Genomic DNA, 21,223 nt, shown 5'->3' on the forward strand with positions numbered 1-21,223 from the left:
TCAGGTGATCCGTCGCCTGGACGGCGACCCGGACTCGCTCCACCGCTGCCTCCCGCAGTCTCGCCTTGCGATCCGAGTCTGGAGGGGGCGGCTTCACGCGCTCTCAACCGCGTCTACAAGGATTCTTCACGCGCGGCGGCGTCCGTCGAGAGCCGTGGAGAGCCGTGGTGGACGAACTCAACACCGCCGGACCCGCCCAGGTCAAGGGCGGTGCCGCTCCAGTGGTGGTGCAGCGACAGCAGCACGTCCGACGGGTCGTGCGCCGGGCGCCAGTCCGGGTAGTCGCGGCGGAACTTGCGGGTGTCGGTGAGCCACCACCGGACGTCGGCGAACCGGTGGTCCGGCGCGTAGTCGAACCGCACCTCCCGCCCGGTCAGGTACTCGTACCGCGCGATGAACTCCAGCACGGACGCGCCGCGCTCCCGCCCGCCGCCCGCGTGGTAGACCTCGCCGGGCCGCGGTGACAGGTAGAACTGCCAGAACATCTCCACCAGGTCCCGCGCGTCCAGCACGTCCCGCACCTGCTTGCCGCCGTGCCCGATGACCCGGAACGCCGCACCGCGCACCGCGCTGCGCACCAGGTGGGACAGGAACCCGTCCAGCTCGACGCCCGCGTGCCGGGCGCCCGCGAGGCTGCCGCACCGGAACACCCCGACGGCCATGCCCAGCCGCCTGCCGTACTCCTGCGCGGCCAGGTCGGCGGCGAGCTTCGACACCCCGAGGAACGTGCGGTCGACGCGGTCCAGCCGCAGCGACTCGTCGACGCCGTGCTCGTGGTACGGGTGCGCCGGGTCGACCTCCCACCGCGTCGCGGTCTCCACCAGCGGCAGCGCGTCCGGCGCCGCGCCGTACACCCGGCGGCTGGACACGACGACCACCACCGCGTCCGGGCACCACCGCCGCACGGCCTCCAGCGCGGTCACCGTGCCCAGGGCGTTCACCCCGAAGTCGACCAGCGGCGCGTCGGCGGCCCACTCCGCGCTGGGCTGACCGGCCGCGTGCACGACCAGCCGCACGTCCGAGCCGTACTCGCGCAGCACCGCGCCCAGCGCCTCCAGGTCGCGCACGTCCACCGCGTGGTGCCGGTGGTTCGACGGCGCCTCGACCGCCGCGCCCACCGCCGCCGCGCCCAGGAAGTCCCTCCTCATCATGTTGTCGATCCCGACGACCAGGTCGAACCGGTCGGCCAGCACCCGCACGGCCTCACCGCCGACCAACCCGGCCGAGCCGGTGACCACGACGACGTCCACGTCCGCTCCTCTCGTAGGTCTCACGGGCGGCGGAAGAACTCCACCTCGCCCAGCGCCACGTGCCCGCCCGGCGGGAGCCCGGCGGCCTGCTCCACCACCAGCCGCACCCGCACCACGTCGCTGATCGCCGTGTCGGTGCGCTGCGGCCCGGACCGGTCGCCCAGCGACAGCGGCACCGTGCGGTGCGTGCCGTCGACCGAGGTGACCACGGCGTCCACCGCCGTGGCCCGGCCCTGCCCGGCGAACGCCTCCGGCTGCACGCCGGCCCCGGTGTGCACGACGATCGACAGCAGCCGGAACGGCGAGGCGAACGTGAACTCCACGGCGTCGCCCACGGCGGGCGCGCCCCAGTACCGGTTCGACAGGCCGTCGACGGCGTCCGACGCCGGGTGGCCCGGCACCTCCGCGGTGGCCTTCGCGGTGCTCGGCGCGACGGCCACCGGCGTCGCCGTCCTGTCGCGCAGGTCGTCCAGCCACCGCGTGATCCACGGTTCGAGCAGCACCGCGGCCACCACCAGCGCGGCGGCCGCGAGCAGCGCGGCGAGCCGGCGCAGCAGGCGGGACGTGTCGCCGCCCCACCGCCGCCGGGTCCGGCGGGGACCGGCGGCCTCGCGCGCGGTGGTCCGCAGCGGCGCCGCGCAGCGCCGGCAGAACCGGCGGTCCGGCGGGTTGGCCGTGCCGCACCCCGGGCACGGCGGCCCGACCACGGCGTCCCGCGCGGAGGCGGTCGGCAGCGGCCGCCGGAGCACGGGCCGGCCGGGCGGCACCGGTTCCAGGGTGGGCGCCAGGGGTGACGCCCCCGGCTCCGGTTCCTCCACCCAGCCCAGGTAGGTGCCGCAGTTGCCGCAGAAGTCGTCCCCGTCCGGCACCGGTGCGCCGCACTGGGGGCAGTGCCTGGTCCCGATCCCCGTCGCCTCAGTCATCGCCCACCTCCACCACGCACGTCACGTGCACCGGCCGCACCGCGTCGACCAGCGCCTCCACCTCCGCCCGGTCCACGGGGCCGGACCGGCCGGGCCGCACCCGCACCACGACCGCGCCCACCGGCGGCGGCAGCTCGCCGTCCGGGTGTGGCGACCACACCGCGCCCGCCCCGTCGCGCACCTCGGCGCGCACCCCCAGGCACAGCTCCAGCCGGGTCACCAGGCCGCGCGCGGTGCCGCGCAGCCGGTGCAGCTCGACCGCCCGGGCCACCACCTCGCGGCGCAGCCCCCCCGGCCACGCCGGGTCGAGGTCGGCCGCCAGCCACGACGACAGCCACGCCAGGAAGTCGTCGGGCGCGAGGTCCGGGTCGAAGTACGCGGCCAGGTTGTCCAGGGTGGACAGGATCGGCGCCAGCACGGCGTCCAGCCCGGCGGTGAACCGCTGCGCCAGGTCGTCCGCCGCGTACAGGGCGGGCAGCGCCGCGCCCAGCGGGTGCCTGCCGGTCAGGCCGGGGAGGGCGGCGCGGCTCACGGTCCCGCCACCACTACCTGGTGCAGGTGCGAGAACACCAGCGCGTTGGGCGCCACCTCGACCCGGTCGGCGGGCGTGCCGCGCGCCCCGGTGATCGGGTTGGCCGGGAACAGCAGCACCTCCTCGACCACCCGCACCCCCGGCACCCGCTGGAGCACCGCGAACACCTCGCCGAACTGCACGGGCCGGCCGAACTCCCAGCCCGTGCCGTCGACACCGCCGCGCAGCGGGTTCAGGTGGCGGTGCAGCGCGTCCACCGCCTCCTCGCGCACCCGGGCCGCGTCGGCCGCGTCCACCGGGGACAGCCGCGCGACGACCGTGACGCCCTGGTAGCGCGGCGGTTCCACCACGATCCGGGTGCCGAGCAGGCGGCGCTCGTCGAGCGCGGCCGCCACCGCCCGCAGCACGTCCGGGGTGGGCACGAGCTGCTCGAACCGCAGCCGGTCGCCCCGGTCCGCCACCGCGTCGGGCACGACCAGCACCCGCGCGCCGCCGCCCTCGACCGGCAGGCACCGCACCCTGGCCAGCGACGGCGCGGCCCGCCGGGCGATGTGCTCGTGGTCCTCGGCGGTGACCGCCCGTTCCTGCACCCGCAACTGGTGCGGCGCGCGGAGCTTGGCCTCGGCGACCGTCTCGCCGTCCACCCCGCCGCGCGCCGCCTCCCGGTTCTCCACCGCCGCCACGTACGGCACGGAGCTGCGCAGCACCGTGATCGTCCCGCGCGCCACGTTGCCCGCCCGGCCGCCGCCCGTGCGGTAGCGCGGCACGTGCACCACGGCGCCCTTCGTGGGCACCGCCCCGTAGCGGCGCAGCGACCCGTCCGCCTCGCGCACCGCCGGCGGGAACGCCACCTCGCCGCGCGCCGCGTCCAGCACCACGTGCCGGTCGTCGGGCCCGGACAGCCCGAAGTGCTCCACCACCGCCCAGTCCTGCCAGCCCTCGCCCTCCGACACCCGCACCACCGGCGGTTCGCCGTCCAGCAGCACGGGCGCGCTCGGCAGCGCGAACCGCTGCCCCGGCACGCCCGCCGCCTCGCCCAGCGGCACGTCCACCTCGGTCTCGGCGTGCTCGGCGACCGTCGTGCCGCCGATCGTGAACGCCTCGGCCTGCCGCACGGTCGGCGACTCGGCGTAGAACGGCTGCTCCCGCACCGGTTCGACGGCCCGGCAGCGCAGCCAACCCGCCCGGTGGCCGGCGACGACCGACGCGGTGTGCCCGGCGGGCACGTGCAGCACGACCTCGCCCGGCCGGTTCAGGCCGCCGGTGGTGTCCTCGTCGGTCGCGCACGGGGCCCAGTCCTGGCCGTCCCACGCCTCCCACACCAGCGGCGGCTGCCGGGGGTCGACGCCGATGCCCTCGACCCGGCTGTCCAGCCGCAGCACCACGACGCAGCGCGGCACGGCGTTCGACAGGCCGAACAGGGTGGCGTCACCGGGTTCGGGCTTCGCCTGGAAGCACGGCACGTCCCGGCCCGCCTCCAGGTCCCGGGAGCGGTCGGCGTGCTCGCCCCCCGCCGTGCGCGTCACCAGGCGCTCCAGCGCGCACGGCACCACGGCCAGTTCCTCGGCGGTGGCGAACACCACCGGCTCGTCCTGCTCCAGCCGCGCCGTGGCGACCTCCGTGCCCACCGGCAGCAGCACGGTGTTGTCCTGCGGCGCGGACAGCCGGAACGTCACGTCCACGCGCGCCGCGGTCGGCGGGAACAGCGTGACGCCCAGCAGGTCCAGGAACGCCAGGTGGTTGCGCTCGGGCACCCGGTTCAGCCGGTACACGAGCTGGTCGACCATGTGCGCGAACGCCTCGATCAGCGTCACGCCCGGGTCGGACACGTTGTGGTCCGTCCACTCCGGACAGCTCTGCTGGACGTGGCGCTTGGCCTCGTCCACGAGTTGCTGGAAGCGGCGGTCGTCGAGGTTCGGTGCGGGCAGCGCCATGACTGCTACGCGCTCCCTTCGGCCGGGATGGTGTAGAACGGGAAGACCAGGTTGCGCTGGTCGTTGGTGGTGCGGACGGTGTAGCGCACCTCGATGTAGAGCGTGCCGACGTCGACCGAGTCGAAGGCCACGGCGACCTCGTCGACCTCGACGCGCGGCTCCCAGCGCTCCAGCGCGGCCCGCACCTCGCGGGCCACGTGCCCGGCGGTGGTGCCGTCGGCGGCGGCGAACACGTGCTCGTGGATGCCGCAGCCGAACTCCGGCCGCATCGGCCGCTCACCGGGCGCGGTGCCCAGGACCAGCCGGATCGCCTCGGCGATCTCCTGGTCGCGCTCCACCATGCCGATGCCGCCGGTGGGGCCGACCCGCAGCGGGAAGGCCCAGCCGCGCCCGACGAAGTCCACGGCTCAGCCCCCGATCCGCACGGTGAGCGCGCCCAGCAGCACGTTCGCCCCGCACGAGGTCCGGTCGCCGACGCGGGCCGCCGGCAGACCGCCGACCAGCACCGGCGGGCCGAGCGAGCCGGGCCCCGGGACGACGAGGTTCGCGGGCCCCAGCGCCGCGTGCGGCGGCACCGGGCACCCGTGCACGCCGCCCACGACCGCGGCGGGCCTGCCTTCGATCAGGACGGTGGCGACCCGGACCGCCGCCGGGGGCGGCGGCGGGCCGAGCGCGCCGCCGTGGCTCGTCTGGTCGCCCGACCGGGCTGCGGGAGGCATCTGCCGACCTCTTCTCGTGCGTCGTGCTCAGACGGGGAACGGGGGGTTGAGGTGCAGGACCGCGCCCTTGACCACGGCCGTGGCGCGGCCGACGACCTCGGTCTTCACGCCCTCGACGGCGACGTCCGCGCCGGTGAGCGCCAGGCCGGTCGTCGCCTCCACCGAGACGGTGTTGCCCTTGAGCACCAGGTCGCCGCGCTTGGCGTCGACGGTGATGCCCCGGCGGTCCAGGGTGATCGCGCCGAACACGTGCCGGCCGCCGCGGACCTCGACGGCGACCTGCCCGGTGAGCTCGTCGAGCCGGATCTCCAGCCGCTGGTCGCCGCTGGCGATCCGCACGCCCGACGCGGTCCTCCCGTCGAGCAGTTCGAGCCGGTTCCCGGTGCGCGACACCAGCGACCGCCGGTTGACGCGCCCGCTCGTCGGGTCGACCAGCGGCACGTCGTGCCGGGCGGGCCCGTCGACGCCGTTGTAGAGGCCGCCCAGCACGTACGGGCGGTCCAGGCTGCCCTGCTCGAAGCCCACCAGCACCTCGTCGTTGACCTCGGGGCTGAACACGCCGCCGCCGCGCACCCCGCCGAGCTGCACCGTGCGCACCCAGTCGGTGACGTAGGCGTCGTCCAGCCACGGGAACGTCAGCTTCACCCAGCCGCGCTCGCCGCCGGCCTCCCTGATGTCGGTCACGACGCCGGTCGCCAGCCCCGGCATGCGGATCGGCCGGGCGGTGGCGTTCGCGCCCATCGCCAGCCCGGCCAGCGACCGGTCCGGTGACGTGCTGACCGTGACGACGCTGCGGTAGCCGTGGTGGGGGTCCAGCTCGTGCCGCACGGACGTCGCCGTGTACTTGCCGTCGAACTCGGTCCCGGCGCCGCCCACCGCGACGGGCACGCCCGCGCGCAGCTTCGGCTCGCCCTCGGCGACCGCCTCGATCTCGGCGAAACCGGCGCTGACGGCCGCGGCCAGCGACCTCGCCACCGCCTTGGCCTCCGCGTCCGTGCCGTACGGGGTGTCGAACACCAGCGCTTTCGCCGCCGTGCCGAACGCCGCGGTGACCACCCCCGGCCGCAGGCCCGGCACCGCGGTCCGGCTCGCGATCGCCGGTGAGGTCCCCACCGCCGCCTTCTTGGTCCGCACGTTCCAGCCGCGGACCTCGACCTCGGCCACCTGGTCCGCGCTGGTCAGCGACGCGCGCAGCGACATCAGGTTGCGGCCGAGCTGGAGCACGAACGGGCTCGCGTCGGCCGACGTGCCCGGGCTCGGCGCACCGGACGCCGCCGCCGGCCGCACGAAGTCCAGCACCCCCCGCGCGTCGACCCGCACGACCGCGCCGTGCTCCTGGGCGAGCAGTTGCAGGAAGTCCCAGTCGGAGATGCCCGGCTGGCTGAGGTGCGGGTACGTGACGACGGGGACGTCGATCCGGCCGGGCCGCAACCCGGCCGCCCGCACCACCTCCCGCACCACCTGCCGGACCGTCGCGTTGGTGAACGCCGCCACCCGGCGTCCCCGGAACAGCCGGTGGGCCTTGTTCATCGCGCGGATGACGGTGAACGAGCCCGTCGAGTCCGCGTCCACCTCCAGCGCGGTGACCTCGCCGGTGAACAGCACCTCCGCCGCACCGCCCGACACCGTGGTCACCGACACCTCGACCTTCGTGCCGATCGTGATGCCGCCCTTCGCCAGCACCTCGTGGTGCGGGTCGCGGTAGGTGAGCACCGCGGCGTCGGGCAGACCCGCGTTCTCGTCCACCACGCAGCCCACCAGGTCGTTCTGCCACGACTCCGGCAGACCACCGGCCTTCACCGCGAACGACGCCGCGAATGACCTGCCGACCTGGCTCATCGGACCTCCTCCACCCCGGGCACCAGCAGCTCCGTGCCGGGCACCAGCACCATCGGGTCGTCGATGTCGTTGGCCTCGGCGATCACCCGCCACGCCGTCGCGTCGCCGTACTCGCGCCACGCCAGCTGCGGCAGGCTGTCCCCGGCCACCACGCGGTGCGCGCGGCGGGCCTCGCGCGACCCCGACGTCGGGTTCTGGCCGGGCGTGTCGACCCCGGCCTCCTCGATCGACAGCGCGCAGCGGGCGCGCAGCGGGGTGCCGTCCACGTCGAACAGCGAGTAGTCCACCGACAGGTTCGACAGCACCCCGTCGAACGACGTGGTCTTCGCCGTGCCCCACTCGAAGCGCACCCACGGGCTCGCCGGCTTCTTCTTCGCCAGGCTCGCCTTCGTCGGCACGCACGCCGTCAGCAGCTGCTGCACCCGGTTCTCCACCGAGGTGTCGTGCGTGGCCGTGGCGTCGAGGAACACCTCCACGGACAGCGTGCGCGGACCGCTGCCCACGAACTCCGGCAGCGACGTGGCGCCCGCCATGCGCGACGGCGTGCGCCGCCACTCGGTGTTCTTGGTCAGCGCGAGCGAGTTCGGGTTGAACTGGAACCGCACCGTCGCCAACCGGCCACCCGGCTTCGCGCCCGCCGTCGTCGGCGGCTCCATCACCACCAGCTGCGCGCGGGTCAGACTCGCTCCTGCCTTGGCCATCTCCCGGTCCTCCCAGTCCTCTCAGGACGCTTCGATGCCCTCGTGGGCGAATTCGAGGGTCTCCACGGCGGCCTGCGAGTCGCCGGGGTCGAACGACGGGCCCTGCCAGCGGACCGGGACGATGCCCTGCACCTGCCAGCTCGCGATCGGGGTCATGTCGGGGGTGAGGGCGACGATCTCGCCGTCCTTGCGCTCGACGCGCTTGATCACGTCGTTCAGCCACTTCACGACTTTCGCGCTGTCGGAGGTGACCGGTCGGGTCATGGTGATGTTCGACCACGTGATCCGCGAGGGGAGCTGGTGGGCGAACCCGTTGTTGCCGCCCTCGGTGAACTGCTCGACCTCCATCTGCGCGCCCATGCCGTCACAGGTGTGGAACGCGCCGAGGTCGTTGCCGGCTATCGAGAGCCGGAAGAACACGCTGGTGGCGAAGATCGTGTCGGACACGGGGGTTCCTCTCTCCTACCGGCGCAGGTCGTTCGACCGCCCGGCCCGTTCGCGCCCGTGCCGGAGTTCGGCGCGGAGCAGCCTGCCCACGGGGTCGACGAGTCGGCGGGCGAGCTCGTCGAGGTCCTTCCACGCGCGCGGCTCGTGGTCGGTGGCATCGGTCCGGGCACCTCTGCCGGTCGTGCCCGCGCTGGTCGTGGCGGTCGTTCCCGTGCTCGTGCTGGTCGTGCCTGCGTTCGTCGTGCCGGTGCCGCGCGTCCCCGGTCGCGGCGTCGGTCCGTCGGCGCGCTGGACGACCGGTGTGGCGGGGCTTCGCCGGGCGCCCGGTGGGCCGATGGCCGGCGGCCCGGCCGCCGGTGCCGCGTGGGCGGGCCGGGTCGGCAACCCGCTGCCCCGCGCGACACCCGGGACGCGGGGCTGACGGGGCGGCGCGGGCCGGACCGCCGGACCCGCCGCGCCGCCCGCCGCGCGCTGGACGGCCGGTGCCCTCTCGGGTTTCGAGTGCCGCAACGGGACGACCGGTCGAGCGGTGGGGGTGGGCGTCGGTGCCGTGGTGGGGCGGATCAGCGGGCGGTCGGCGATCAGGGGAGCGGTCCTGGAAGGGGGCCGGGGAGCGGTCCTGGGGGATGCCGCAGCCGGTGCCGGCGATGTCGGTGTTGTTCCCGGCAGGGGAACCGTCGGCGTCAGGCGAGCCACCCGGACCACCGGGACCGCCGGACGGGCCGGTTCCCCCGGCGGCACGGGTGTCCGCGCCGGTTCGGGAGTTCGCGCCGGTTCCGGGACGGCGCGGACCCGGTGCTCGTTCGTGGCCGGTGCGTCGATCCGGCGCTGGACGTACGGGCCGGTGGAGGCGGTGACGGGTTCACCGGACGCCGTGGGCGGCAACGCGGACAGGGGTGCGCCGATCCCGATCACCGGCCGCGCGGGTGCCGCTCCCGGTCGGGTGGTCCTGCGCCGGACGACCGGGTCCACGCTCCTCGCGCTCCTCGCGGTGGATGCCGACGAGTCCGACGCCATGATCACCGCGCCGGGCGGCAACCCGGTCGACGGCTCGCCCAGCAGGGGAGCGGTGAGCCCGGCACCCCTGGTGGGTCCGGCGGCGGTCGCCGAACCGCCGACCGCCGCCGGAGCACGCGCTGGTGGAGCACTCACCGGCGGAGCACCTGCCGACGAGGCGCCGGCACGCGGCGGAGCCGATCCGGGTCGATCGGCGGACCGCGTGCCGCGTGCACCGCGCTGCACGACCGGGAGCGACCGCAGTGGGGTGACCTCGCGCCGGGCGGCGATCAACGGACGTCCGACGGCCCTGATCCGCACGGCACGGGAGAGCCGGAGCGGTCCGGTCCCCAGCAGCGGTGCTGCGCCGGGACCGTTCCCCGCGCCGGAGTCGAGCGCTCGCCCGAACACCATCGCGGTCCGATCCGCCGGCGCGGGACCGGTGCCGGGGGTGGGCGTGGGCGCGGGTGCGGTGCCACCGGCGAGCCCGGGGCTCACGGACCTGTCCGGAAGCCCGGTGCCGTCCGCGATCCCAGCACCGCCCGGGATTCCGGCTCCACCGCCGTGTCCACCTCGATGCCCGGCGGGGGAGCCGGTCCGAGCGCGGCTCTTCCGGCTGACGAGGGCGCGGGCGACGGTGAGCGCCCGACCACCGATGCCGCCGGACGGAGGACCGCCGGACGGACGGCTGTCGGACGCGGACGCGGCCGAATCGGCAGCGGCGGCGGTGAAACCCGCACTGCTCCCAGGGCCCGCACCGCCCCCAGGGCCCGCACCGCCCCCAGGGCCCGCACCGCCGCCGACCAGCGCACCCCTGCCGAGCACCGCACGACCGGTGGCGTCGGCACCGCCCCCGCTGTCCCTGCTCCGGCTGCCCCTGCCGCCGATGTCACCGCGCGCGGCGACACTGCCGGCGCTGTCGACTCCACCGCTGTCGACTCCGCCGGTGTCGGCGTCGCCGATGTCAGCGCGCCGGAGCACCACGGGCAGTGCGTGCGTGGCCCAGTGCTCACCCGGCACACCGGTCGGTCGGGCGACACCGTGGAGGACCCCGGCGGGCGCGGTCGGGGTGACCGCGTGGCCCAGGTCGCCGCTCAGCGAGTGGTCCCGCCAGGAGGCCAGGCCGGAGCGGAAGCGCAGGCCGTCGGTGATGGCCATCGGGGCGCGCCGGAGCACGCCCTCCAGGCGCGGGGCCGCACGCCAGCCGCCGTCGGGTGTGGAGCGCCGCGCGGCCGGTGCGTTCGGCGCGGCCTGCCCCGCCGGTGGTGCGGCGCTGAGAAAACGGGACCAGAAGCCCATCGGGTCACCCCCCTTCGTTCACCCTCGTGTTGATCCGCGCGATCTCGGCCACCCAGCGCAGGCGTTCGTGGTGCTCCAGGTCGAGGATCTCCTCGCGCGGCCAGTGGAAGTGGTAGGCCACGTACGCGACCTCCTCGTGCAGCCGGTCGGCCGCGTACGTCACGATTCCCCCAGGCGACCACCGGCCAGGTCCACCTCGAACGCACTCCCGCACGACGGGCACGACACGCCGGCGCGCGTGTGCCCCTCGCTGTTGATCCGCCGGTAGAAGTCCTGGAGGAACGCGATGTCCGTGGCGTACATGCGTTCCACCACGCCCACGTTCACCTCGTCGACCTCGCCCAGCTCGGTGATGACCGTGCTGAGCAGCAGCACGCTCAGGTAGCCGGGGTTCTCCTTGACCCGCAGGTCGATCTGCGGCCTCAGCTCGTCCCGCGCGGTCGCCAGGCGCATCCGGCCGTGCCGGTGCACCCGGCCGTCCGCGTCCACGTACCCGCGCGGCAGCTCGAACTCGAACTCGGTGTGCGCCGCCGGAACCGCGGCGGTGTCGACGGCCGCGACCGGCGACTTCCTCACCTCGGCCAGCTCGTCCAGCGAGTCCAGGCCGATCACCCGGCGGCGCATCAGTCCTCCAGCGTGATGTCTTCGAAGGTGATGGTCACCTTCTCCGTCGCGGCGCTGGACTCGCCCGCCTTCAGCGACGGGCCCTCCCACCGGCTGACCCACCCGTTGACCAGGTTGAGCCGCCGCTCGGTCTCGCCCTTGCTGTTCATGATCTCGATCGTGATGTTCTGCCGCGCGGACTCGACGTCACCCTTGTTCAGGGTCTCCTTGAGCCACTTGGTGAACTCCTTGCTCTTGTCCATCCCCCGCGTGACGGTGATCTCGCCGCCCTTGCGGGCGCCCGGCTGCTTGCGCAGCAACGGCTTGCCCTGCGGGGTCACCTGCGAGATCTCGACCACGTCCTCCTCGACGGTCACACCGCTGACCTCCTGGAGCGACTCGACGACGTACGCGCCGAGCTGGAGGCCGAAGATGTGCGTGGAGAGGGCATCACCGTCTGCCATGGCTGCCGCCTTTCACAAGAGGACGAGGTCACTCGCTGACGAGGCTCGTGTTGTCGGAGAACTGGGCGAGCCGGAAGACCACGAACTCGGCGGGCTTGACCGGCGCCACGCCGATCTCGCACACGACCTGCCCGAGGTCGATCGACTCCTGCGGGTTGTTGTCCCGGTCGCACTTGACGTAGAACGCCTCGGCGGGGGTGCGGCCGAACAGCGCGCCCTGGCGCCACTGCTCGGTGAGGAACGCGGTGATGTTGCGCCGGATGCCCGCCCACAGCCGGTCGTCGTTCGGCTCGAACACCACCCACTGGGTGCCGATCAGGATCGACTCCTCCAGGAAGTTGAACAGCCGCCGCACGTTCAGGTAGCGCCACGCCGGGTCGGACGACAGCGTGCGCGCCCCCCAGATCCGGATGCCGCGACCGGGGAACGAGCGCAGGCAGTTCACGCCGACCGGGTTCAGCAGGTCCTGCTCCCCCTTGCTGAGGGCGGTCTCCAGGTCGACGGCCCCGCGGACGACCTCGTTCGCCGGGGCCTTGTGCACGCCGCGCTCGGCGTCGCTGCGCCCCCACACGCCCGCCACGTGCCCGGACGGCGGCACGAGCGCGTTGCGGCCGGTCGCCGGGTCGAACACGGTGATCCACGGGTAGTACAGCGCGGCGTACCGGGAATCGTGGTTGGCCTCGTCCTGCCGCCACGCGCGGACCCGCTGCGGCGACAGCCCGGGGGGCGCGTCCAGCACGGCGACCCGGTCACCCATCCGCTCGCAGTGCGCGATGACCGCGTTCTGCACGGTCTTCACGCCTTCCAGGTCGATCATGCCGCGCTGGTAGGCGCTCATCAGGTCGGGCACCGCGACCATGGTGACCTCGTCGACGTTCTCCAGGCCGCCGAAGCCGGTGCGCGCCTCCGGGTCTCCGACGTACTCGTTCGCGTCGACCTTCGCGGGCTTCGCCGGGTCGGCGGGTGGGGTGACGGCGGGCAGCACGACGGACTGCTTGTCCGGCCGGTTCAGCGCCGTGCCGGGCTGCTCGGTGACGGCGATGAGCTTGGAGCGCTCGGCCACCTGCGTCACGACGTAGTTCTTCAGGTTGCGGCGGGTGGACACGTCGAAGGTCTCCACCACCTTGTCGCCCTGGCGGACCACGAGCTTGAACCGGTCCTCGGGCGGGTTCTCGCCGTCGGCGTCGGCGACCTCGACGGTCACGTCCGGGCCCGCCGACGGCAGCGCGGTGATCCGCAGGCCACCCAGCGTCGCGGGCACCGGCGCCACCGGCTCCGCCTCCCGCGTGGTGCCCCCGACGCGCACCACGTACGCCGCGCCGCCCCCGTTGGCGAAGTAGCCGTACACCGCGTGCGGCAGGTAGGCGCCCTCGGTGAAGCCGCCGAAGTGCTGCACGTACTGGTTCCAGTTGGTCACCAGGGTCGGCTGGTGGAAGGGGCCGTGCTCGGCGAACCCGACGAAGGCGGCGACCGCGGTGCCGACGCCCTCGATCGGTCGCGCCCCGGTCTGGACCTCCTCCACGTACACGCCGGGGGAGAGGTACTGCGGCATGGTCGCTCCTCGTCTGTCGGGCGTTCTTCCGCTCTGGTGAGGACAAGCTTCGACGGGCGGCGCACCGGGCGGCAGGACCGCCGGACCCCGCCGGGGGCACTCCCGTTGCCTGAAGGGGCATCCCGGACAGCGGCGCGCCCCGGCGCCGAGCGGAGTCGGCGCCGGGGCGCGGTGGGGAGTGGGGAGGGCGATCAGTCCAGGTAGTCGGCGAGGTACATCGGGTGGTCGCGGAACAGCGCCGCCGCCACCCGCGTCACGGCTTCGGCCTCGGTCAGCTGCGCGTTCGCCGGCAACCTCCTGTTGAGGAAGTCGGTGATGCCCGCCCTCGTCTGCGGCGTCGCGGGCAGGGTGAACGAGAACGGCCCCAGGTCACCCGGCTGGGTGTCGCGCACGGGTGGCGCGTCACCGGGGTACATGTGCGCACCCCCGCCGCGGTAGTTGTTGTCCTGCATGAAGTCGACGTTCGAATCGCTGACCACGCCGATCGGCGCGGCGTCGCCGCCGAGGTCCTGGGAGACGAAGGCCGCCGCCCCGCCGCCCGACAGCACGTAGATGTTGTTCCGGTCCGGCGGGCCGACGGTCTCCTCGGCGAACCCCTCGGGCGCCAGGCCGACGCCTTGGCGGCGACCGCGCACCAGGCCGTCGTTGTGGATGCCCGCCCGGTACTGCTCCCGGGTGAGGTGGGCGTGGACCTGGACGCCCTGCGGCAGCGACGGCACGTTCTGGTAGCGCCGCATCACCCGCGAGTAGGGTTGCCCGGGAGCCTGGGCGGGCTGTCGGGCGTGCGCGGTGTCGTCGTCGGACAGGTCGTCGGGGACCGCCCCGGACCTGCCGGGGATGCCGATCGCCATCGGCGCGGTGGGCGTGCGGCTCGGTCCCGCAGAGGCCGGAGCGGGTGGAGCCTGCCCGGACGGTCGGTCGTACGAGGGATCGTCGGCCTGCCGCCTCAGGTGGTCGACCTCCCGGTCCTCGTTGTCCAGCAGGGGGGCCAAGGCGTTGATGAGGGCCCTCCGCCGGGTGGTCTGCTCCGGGTTGCGGTCGGCCGAGGTGCGGTTGTCCTGGTTCTGCGTCCACTCGCCCATCGCGACCCTCAGCTCGGCGATCAGGCGACCGCGAGTGGTGAAGTCGGTGTTGGGCAGGCGGAGGTAGGCGCGGACCCGGTTGACGATCGCCGGCCAGTGGGACATCGGGTTCCAGGTGGACGGCTCGTTCAGCACCGCGTTCACGTCGGGTGACACCCGCCAGGTCGCCGGTGAGCGTTGTACGGCCGGTTCGTCCCCGCCCCCACCGCCGTGATCACCGCCGTGGTCGTGGGACGCGTGGTCGTGGGGCGTGTGCCGCGGTTCGGGGGCCGGGGTGCTCAGCGCCTCGGTGGCGTTGGCCTCGGCGGCGCGCTCGAACCGGTCCGACGGGTCGCTCACCCGCAGGCCGTCGCCGTTGTCCGTGCCCGACACCGCGCCTTGGCGCTGCTGGATCACGTGCGTCAGCTCGTGGGCCAGGGTGTGCGGATCGCCGCCGCCCCGGCCGATCACGACGTGGTCGCCCGAGGTGTAGGCGCGGGCCCCGATCTCCTCCGCCGAACGGGCCGCCGTGGCGTCGGCGTGCACCCGCACGCCGGAGAAGTCCGCGCCCAGCCGTGCCTCCATGTCGGCGCGCGTGCCGGCGTCCAGGGGCGTGCCGGGCCGTCGCAGCACGTCGTGCACCGTCGACCGCTGCACCGGCGGCGGTTCGCCCGCCGCCCCGTCCTGCCGGAGCAGCTCGACCATCCGCGCGACCGCGGCGTTGCCCGCGGTGCGCTGGAGGTTCAGCAGCTCGTCGACCCGGGTGGCGGGCCGGTCCGCGCCCGGCAGGGGGACGTCGTGCCCCGTCCCGTGGCGGTGGTGGTGGTGTGCGTGGGTCACGTGCTCCTCCAGGGTCCTGTGCCGGTCCGGTCAGGGCCGGTCCTGCCACCACGGTCCGAACTCGTTCTCCAGCACGAGCCGGCCGAGCTTGCGGTACTCCCGCCGGATCGCCGTCACGACGTCCGCCATGGCGACCGGCCGGTCGGCGGCGGCGGCCAGGTAGGCGGCGGTCACCGCGCACGCCCGGATCGAGCCGCCCGCCAGTTCGAAGCGGTCGGCGCAGAACGCCAGGTCCAGGTCGCCGGCCCGGGGCATCGCGGTGCCCAGGCAGCGGTCCCACAGCGCGGTCCGCTGCTCCGCGTCGGGCACCGGGAAGTCCGCGACCACGTCGATCCGGCGGGTGAACGCCTCGTCCACGTTGGACCGCAGGTTGGTGGTCAGCACCGCGATCCCGTCGAAGGACTCCATGCGCTGGAGCAGGTACGCGGACTCCGTGTTGGCGTGCTTGTCGTGCGAGTCCTTGACCTCCGACCGCTTGCCGAACACCGCGTCCGCCTCGTCGAACAGCAGCACGCCGTGCACGCCGGCCGCCTCGGTGAAGATCCGCTCCAGGTTCTTCTCCGTCTCGCCGATGTACTTGTCCACCAGCGACGACAGGTCCACCACGTACAGGTCCATGCCGATCTCGGCGGCGACCACCTCGGCCGACATCGTCTTGCCGGTGCCCGACTCGCCCGCGAACAGCGCCACCACCCCGCGTCCGCGACCGCCGCCCGGCCGCATCCGCCACTGCCCCAGCACGCGGTCGCGGTGCCGCGCCCGCACCACCAGTTCGTCGAGCTGCGCGCGGGTGGGTGGGGGCAGCACGAGGTCGTCCCACGTGACGGCGGGCGTGATGCGGCGGGCCAGCCGCTCCAGCCCCGCGCCGTTCTGGGCGCGCACGCCCGCGCGGACGTGCCCCAGGCGCACCGGGCGGTCCTCCAGCACGGCCAGCCGCGTCGCGACCGCCACCGCCCGGGTCACCTCGTCGGCGCCCAGCCGGTACCCCGACAGCGCCGCCACCAGCGAGTCGTCCGCGGGCGCGCCGGTCGCCTCGGCCAGCGCCCCCGCCCACCGCCGGGCCCGCAGGTCGGGGTCGGGCGACGGCACGTCCACCGACACGACGGGCTCCGCCGTCCAGTGCGGGTCCCAGTGCCCCCGGCCGTGCAGCAGGAGGGGCACGTCGCCGGCGAGGGCGACGAGGTCGCGCACGACGCCCACGTGCCCGGGCACCAGTGCGTCCAGCGGCCCGAGCACCACGCCCGCACCCCGCAACCGGGCCTCCCGGACCGCCGCCGCGAGCAGGGGCGCTCCCGGGCCGGCCGCACCGGGGGATGCCGTCGCCGCCGCGTCGAGCACCACCGCGTCCCGCCCGGCGGCGGCCAGCGCGTCGCACGCCACCCGCCCGCCGTCACCGTCGCGCTCGCGCAGGTGGACCGTCGACAGCCCGGCCCGCAGCGCCCCGCCGAGCCGGTGGTCCGGGCCGGGGTCGGTGCTCGCCGGCACGACCCGGGCCACGCCGGCGAGCACCGGGTCCGGCTCGTCCGCGCCGAGCAGGTGCGCGACGACCCGGTCGGGCACCCGCAGCACCCGGGACAGGGCGGGCAGGCCACCGTCGGCGACCTCGACCAGGCCGCCCGCCACCAGCGGCGCGGACGGCGCGAACCGGAACCGGGCCGGGTCCGCCGGGGGCAGGCCGCACAGCTCCAGTGCCAGTCCGACCGCCGCGCGCCGCCGGGTGACGTCGTCGTTGAGGTAGGCGTAGAGCCGCTCGAACCGGGCGTCGACGTCCGGCGCGAGCGCGATCAGCAGGAACTCCACGTCCACCGGTGCCAGGTCGAACCGTCGGGCCAGCCGCAGCAGCCGGGGCTCGGCGCCGGGCGCCGGCGCGGCCGGCTCCGGGTCGTCCCCGGGCGGTGCGGCCGGTCGGCTCGGCGAGTCCAGGACGCGCCGCACGACCTCCGCCGTGAGGTACAGGCCGCGGTGCGGGTCGTGCGGCGCGGGATCGCCCTCCGCCCGCGCCGCCACCGCCCGGCGCACCCGCTGCTCGACGGCGCCCAGCCGCCCCCACAGGTACGCGAGGTCCGCCGCGTGCGCCCCGCCCCGGACCCGGCCTGCACTCGTCACCCCGGCGTCCACCACCCCGGCGGTCATCGGATCGGTCCCGCGTGGCGGCGGCGTTCGGCGGGCAGCGGCCGCGGTCGGGGCGCGGTGAACCCACCGCCGGTCGTCCCGCCGTCCCCCGGTCCGTCGTAGCGCAGCCTGCGGCCCTCCTCGGCGGAGGGACCGACCAGCACCAGGCCGTCGACGGCCGGCGCGGCCGGGGCGAGCGTGCCGACGACCGGCGCGGTCACCACCACGTTGATCGCGGGCCTCAGCTCACCGCCCAGCGCCGACCAGACATCGGTCGCCGCACGGCCCTCCGACACCGCCCCGCCCGCCTCGACGCCCACCGACAGGTCCAGCTCGGCCAACGAGCCGGTCAACCACTCCGCCCGGAACCGGTTGGTCGCCACCAGGCACGTCAGCGCCTGCGACAGCAGCCGGTGCCCGTCCTGCGACCGGTTCGTCCACGCCGTCACCAGGTACGACAACCGGAACCAGCGGGGCGGCCGGCGGTGGCCGACCAGGTGCTCGTCCTCGTGCACGGCCAGCGCGCCGGTCGAGCGCCGCGACAGGTCCTCGCGGATGTCGTAGAGGAACACGTTCACCGTCGGGGCGTTGCGCCGCGCCACCCAGTCCGTCGTGGGCGGGTCGAACGCCAGATCACCGCCGCCGCCCGGCACGTCGCCGGCCGCGAACAGCTTGCGCATCGCTTCGTCCACCTCGTGGATCACCTGGCACCTCCCTCGTCGTCGTCCCGGATCACCTGCGCCGCACCACGTCCGGCGGCTGGACGGACCCCGGCACCACCAGGAACGGCGTGGTCGCGGACCGGAAACCGGGTCCGGCGGCGGTGATCGTGCGCGGACCGGTCGAGTCCTTGTGGAGGATCAGCAGCTGGGCGGCGAACCCCCCGTCCGCGCGCGGCAGCGCGGGTGCGGCCGACGCGGTGATGCCGGGCGACCAGGACAGCCGCACGGGCACGCCGGGCGGGAAGTCCACGCCGCGCACGGACGTGACGAACCCCGGTTCCCCGATCGGCGGCACGGCCACGATCCTGGGCAGCAGCACGCGCACCGGCGCGCTCGCGGTGTTGTCGGCGGGGTCGGCGTCGGTGCCGGTGGTGCGCAGCACGCCGCGCGCGACCCCCTGGAGCGGCGCGTCCGGGGCCAGCACCACCTGCACGACCTGCGCCGCACCGGGCGCGAGGTCCGACAGCAGCGGGCAACCGGTCGCCGAGCAGCCGGGCGGCAGGACCGCGACCGGCACCCGCGCGGGCAGCGCGAAGTCCAGCCGCAGCCCGGTGGCCAGGCCGCCGCCGCCGTTGCGGACGGTGTACGTGACCGTCGCCCGCCCACCCACGTACGACGGGGCGGGCTGCACCACCACGGCCAGCGACGGCCCGGCGGCGGGCGGCGGCGCGGGAGCGGGCGGCGGCGCGGGCGGTGGCGGCGCGGGAGCCGGGTCGCGCACCGGGACGGCGGTCGTCGCGGCGTTGTCGGTGGGCAGCGCGTCGAGCACCGGGCCCGCGACCGACCACGTCAGTTCGTGCCGCCCGGCGACCACGCCCACCAGCTCCACCGACACCCGCACCACGTCCCCCGGGGCCAGCACACCGGGGTCGCAGCGCAACCCGACCACGTCGCACGTGCCGCGGTCCGGGCGCAGCGCGGCCAACCGCACCCCGCCGGGCACGGCGACGGTCAGCGCGCTCCCCGGCGACGTGGCCGGCCCGCGGTTGACCACCTCCACGTCCAGGCGGGCCGGGGCGCCGGTGTCCGCGTCCGGCAGACCCGCGGGTGCGAGCACGGCGAGGTCCACCGACTGCTGCCACGTGGGCTCCTTCTGCCGGCCGGGCAGGTCGGTGGTGATCCGCTCGACCGCGCCCGTGGCGACCGACACCAGCAGCAGCTCCTCCGGCGACCGCGCGTCACCCGTCCGCCGCGCGGTCAGCGCGACCCGCGACCCGTCCGGCGAGAACGTCACGTCGCGCGGCTGGAACGGCCCGTCGGACGTGCCCAGCGGTTCCGCGCAGGTGTCGCGCCCGCGCGGGAACAGCACGGTGCAGGCGTCGTCGCCGACCGACACCAGCAGCACGCCGTCGGCCTCCCGGTTGAACGCGAGCGTGCGGCCGTCCGGGCTGAACACCGAGCTGTCGTCGGTGACCTCGCAGTCGAAGCCGCACACCGCGGCGGAGACGTCGCGCTGCCCGTCCAGGCCGTCGGCGCGGGCCGTCCACACGTGGTTGTCCCGCACCTCCGCCGTCGGCCCGTCGAACACCCGGCCGCGGGTGAACGCGAGCGTGCGGCCGTCCGGGGACCACGCGGGCTGCGTGTCCTCCTGGTCTGCCTGCCCCGGCGGCGGCAGCAGGCGCCCCACCACCCCGCCGGTCGCGACCTCGACGACCACCACGCGGCTCGGGCCGCCCGCCGGGCGCACCCCTCCCGGCGTCCGGCGGGCGAAGGCGAGGAACCGGCCGTCCGGCGACCACGCGGCGTCGAACTCCCAGTCCGCCGCGCCCCGGTCGGCGACCGGCAGCCGTCGCGGGTCGCCGCCGTCGACGTCCACCAGCCAGATCCGCTGCACGCGCCCGCCGTCGCCGTCCTCGAAGCGGCTGAACGCGATCGTGCGCCCGTCGGGGGAGTAGGACTGCCGCTGCGTCCACGGGTCGAAGCCCGGGCGCGGTCGGAACAGCAGGTTCGGGTCGTCGGCCGCCCCCGGGTCCTCGCGCAGCACGGGCACGCCGAGGTCGCGCGGGTCCACGCCGTCGGGCCGCACGTCCTGGAGGCCCGCGGTGGAGCGGGTCGGCGCGGTGGTGCGGCCGACCACGAGGTGCTCGCCGGCCGGGTCCACCAGCCACGTGGGCGTGCCGACGACGCGGTCCTCGCCGAGCAGCAGGTCGGGCGGCGCGGTCACCGGCAGGCCGGGCGCGGTGTCGACGCGGTACACCTTCTCCACGTTCGGGTCGGCCGGGCACGAGCACACCTGGTCGAGGCTGAGGAACAGCAGGCGCGTGCCGTCGGGCAGCCACTCCGGCGACCGGCCGCGCCACTCCGCCTGGTCGCCGCCGAGCACCGGGCCGCCGTCCACCACCCGCAGTCGCGGCGCCCCGTCGCCCCGGTCGAGCGTGTAGGCGAGGCGACCGTCCACGGGGTTCCACGCGGGTTCGACGGCCGCGCCCACCGGTTCGTCGGTGACCCGGGTGAGCGAGCCGCCCGCCACCGGCCGCCGGTACAGCTCGGCGTCCCCGTCGGGGTCGGCGGAGAACGCGACCTGCGTGCCGTCCGGCGAGAACGACGGCGACGTCTCGTCGTACGGGGTGTCGGTGAGCCTGCTCAGGCCGGTGCCGTCGACGCCGACCCGCCACAGGTCCCGCTGCCCGCCCTCGGCGGAGTCGAACACCACCGACCGCAGGTCCGGCGACAACCGCGGCCGACCCGCGTCGCGCCCCTCGGTGAGGCGGCGCACCGCCCCGTCCGCGGTCCGTACGTACACCTGGGGCCTGCGCTCGTCGCGCAGGCTCGTGAACACCACGAGGCCGCCGCGCGCGGACGGCCGGTCGTCGTGGTGCGCGGGCCCGGTGCCCAGCAGCGGCTCACTGGCGCCCAGCCGGTCGGGCACGGGCGACGTCACCGCGCCGAGGCTCCGGTGCCCGGTGCCCGCGAAGGCGATCCGGCCCACCGCCGGCGCTTCCCCCTGGACCGCCGCCGACGTGGCGCTCTCCTGCGCCACGACCACGACCGCACCGCCCAGCAGCACCACCGCGGCCGTCACGGCCAGGTGCGTGCTTCGCAGCCATCCCACCACGTTCTCCACCTCCGTCAGTCAGCAGGATCGTCGCCACCGGCGCCCCGCCGGGCCGAGGTCCCGAGGGGCACACCCCCGGAACACCTCCGTCCCCAAAGGGCAACCGAGAGTCCAACCCCCAGGTCCGGTGAGTCCTACGTTCACGCCTGACGCCGTGAGCCCTGAACGAAGAAC

At 75.4% G+C, this 21,223-nt stretch carries 18 protein-coding genes; 1 reads left to right on the forward strand and 17 read right to left on the reverse strand.

Going from position 1 to position 21,223, the window contains the following annotated elements; translation table 11 throughout:
• Nucleotides 1-113 precede the first annotated feature (113 nt).
• Genes J2S66_RS01485 through J2S66_RS01525 form a run of 9 tightly spaced genes read right to left on the reverse strand, consistent with a single transcriptional unit; the run spans nucleotide 114 to nucleotide 8,345 of the window.
• Nucleotides 114-1,250 (reverse strand): NAD-dependent epimerase/dehydratase family protein, encoded by a 1,137-nt coding sequence (locus tag J2S66_RS01485; protein ID WP_310302762.1) that lies wholly within the window; start codon nucleotides 1,248-1,250, stop codon nucleotides 114-116.
• Nucleotides 1,251-1,270: 20 nt separating this feature from the next.
• On the reverse strand, nucleotides 1,271-2,173 hold the full coding sequence (locus tag J2S66_RS01490) for a zinc ribbon domain-containing protein (protein WP_310302763.1): 903 nt from the start codon (nucleotides 2,171-2,173) through the stop codon (nucleotides 1,271-1,273).
• The gene (locus tag J2S66_RS01495; RefSeq protein ID WP_310302767.1) at nucleotides 2,166-2,705 is read right to left on the reverse strand and encodes a phage tail protein; all 540 of its coding nucleotides are present in this window, start codon (nucleotides 2,703-2,705) and stop codon (nucleotides 2,166-2,168) included. Before J2S66_RS01495 ends, J2S66_RS01490 begins: the two co-directional genes overlap by 8 nt.
• The gene (locus J2S66_RS01500; protein WP_310302769.1) at nucleotides 2,702-4,639 is read right to left on the reverse strand and encodes a putative baseplate assembly protein; all 1,938 of its coding nucleotides are present in this window, start codon (nucleotides 4,637-4,639) and stop codon (nucleotides 2,702-2,704) included. Before J2S66_RS01500 ends, J2S66_RS01495 begins: the two co-directional genes overlap by 4 nt.
• Nucleotides 4,640-4,644: 5 nt before the next feature.
• Nucleotides 4,645-5,043 carry a gp25 family contractile injection system sheath assembly initiator gene (locus J2S66_RS01505; protein WP_310302772.1) on the reverse strand — a complete coding sequence of 133 codons (399 nt, stop codon included), beginning with the start codon at nucleotides 5,041-5,043 and terminating at the stop codon, nucleotides 4,645-4,647.
• 3 nt (nucleotides 5,044-5,046) lie between these two features.
• Nucleotides 5,047-5,358, reverse strand: coding sequence for a PAAR domain-containing protein (locus J2S66_RS01510; RefSeq protein WP_310302775.1), 312 nt, complete (start codon nucleotides 5,356-5,358; stop codon nucleotides 5,047-5,049).
• 27 nt (nucleotides 5,359-5,385) lie between these two features.
• Nucleotides 5,386-7,197: a VgrG-related protein gene (locus J2S66_RS01515; RefSeq protein ID WP_310302776.1), complete on the reverse strand. Its 1,812-nt coding sequence runs from the start codon at nucleotides 7,195-7,197 to the stop codon at nucleotides 5,386-5,388.
• Complete coding sequence (locus J2S66_RS01520; RefSeq protein WP_310302779.1) at nucleotides 7,194-7,898, reverse strand: CIS tube protein; 705 nt, start codon at nucleotides 7,896-7,898, stop codon at nucleotides 7,194-7,196. The genes J2S66_RS01515 and J2S66_RS01520 overlap by 4 nt, the downstream gene beginning before the upstream one ends.
• 21 nt (nucleotides 7,899-7,919) lie before the next feature.
• Nucleotides 7,920-8,345, reverse strand: a complete 426-nt coding sequence (locus tag J2S66_RS01525) for a phage tail protein (protein WP_310302782.1) — start codon at nucleotides 8,343-8,345, stop codon at nucleotides 7,920-7,922.
• A gap of 181 nt (nucleotides 8,346-8,526) precedes the next feature.
• Here J2S66_RS01525 and J2S66_RS01530 point away from each other — a divergent pair, with 181 nt between their 5' ends.
• Nucleotides 8,527-8,766 carry a hypothetical protein gene (locus J2S66_RS01530; protein WP_310302785.1) on the forward strand — a complete coding sequence of 80 codons (240 nt, stop codon included), beginning with the start codon at nucleotides 8,527-8,529 and terminating at the stop codon, nucleotides 8,764-8,766.
• Between the two features lie 1,878 nt (nucleotides 8,767-10,644).
• Here the strand turns inward: J2S66_RS01530 and J2S66_RS01535 are convergent.
• The 8 genes from J2S66_RS01535 to J2S66_RS01570 all read right to left on the reverse strand — a co-directional run bounded on the left by J2S66_RS01535 (nucleotide 10,645) and on the right by J2S66_RS01570 (nucleotide 21,046).
• Nucleotides 10,645-10,803, reverse strand: coding sequence for a DUF6760 family protein (locus tag J2S66_RS01535; protein WP_306745519.1), 159 nt, complete (start codon nucleotides 10,801-10,803; stop codon nucleotides 10,645-10,647).
• Nucleotides 10,800-11,264 carry a hypothetical protein gene (locus tag J2S66_RS01540; RefSeq protein WP_310302792.1) on the reverse strand — a complete coding sequence of 155 codons (465 nt, stop codon included), beginning with the start codon at nucleotides 11,262-11,264 and terminating at the stop codon, nucleotides 10,800-10,802. The genes J2S66_RS01535 and J2S66_RS01540 overlap by 4 nt, the downstream gene beginning before the upstream one ends.
• Nucleotides 11,264-11,707 (reverse strand): phage tail protein, encoded by a 444-nt coding sequence (locus J2S66_RS01545; protein ID WP_306745517.1) that lies wholly within the window; start codon nucleotides 11,705-11,707, stop codon nucleotides 11,264-11,266. Before J2S66_RS01545 ends, J2S66_RS01540 begins: the two co-directional genes overlap by 1 nt.
• A 28-nt stretch (nucleotides 11,708-11,735) precedes the next feature.
• Nucleotides 11,736-13,259, reverse strand: a complete 1,524-nt coding sequence (locus J2S66_RS01550) for a phage tail sheath family protein (protein ID WP_310302798.1) — start codon at nucleotides 13,257-13,259, stop codon at nucleotides 11,736-11,738.
• Between the two features lie 191 nt (nucleotides 13,260-13,450).
• Nucleotides 13,451-15,160 carry an eCIS core domain-containing protein gene (locus J2S66_RS01555; RefSeq protein ID WP_310302800.1) on the reverse strand — a complete coding sequence of 570 codons (1,710 nt, stop codon included), beginning with the start codon at nucleotides 15,158-15,160 and terminating at the stop codon, nucleotides 13,451-13,453.
• A 30-nt stretch (nucleotides 15,161-15,190) separates the two neighbouring features.
• Nucleotides 15,191-17,293 (reverse strand): AAA family ATPase, encoded by a 2,103-nt coding sequence (locus tag J2S66_RS01560; RefSeq protein ID WP_310302803.1) that lies wholly within the window; start codon nucleotides 17,291-17,293, stop codon nucleotides 15,191-15,193.
• Complete coding sequence (locus J2S66_RS01565; protein WP_306745513.1) at nucleotides 17,290-17,976, reverse strand: Pvc16 family protein; 687 nt, start codon at nucleotides 17,974-17,976, stop codon at nucleotides 17,290-17,292. The genes J2S66_RS01560 and J2S66_RS01565 overlap by 4 nt, the downstream gene beginning before the upstream one ends.
• A gap of 28 nt (nucleotides 17,977-18,004) precedes the next feature.
• Nucleotides 18,005-21,046, reverse strand: coding sequence for a hypothetical protein (locus J2S66_RS01570; RefSeq protein WP_310302807.1), 3,042 nt, complete (start codon nucleotides 21,044-21,046; stop codon nucleotides 18,005-18,007).
• Between the last annotated feature and the right edge of the window lie 177 nt (nucleotides 21,047-21,223).

The sequence above is a fragment of the Saccharothrix longispora genome, assembly GCF_031455225.1.
Classification (GTDB): Bacteria; Actinomycetota; Actinomycetes; order Mycobacteriales; family Pseudonocardiaceae; genus Actinosynnema; species Actinosynnema longispora.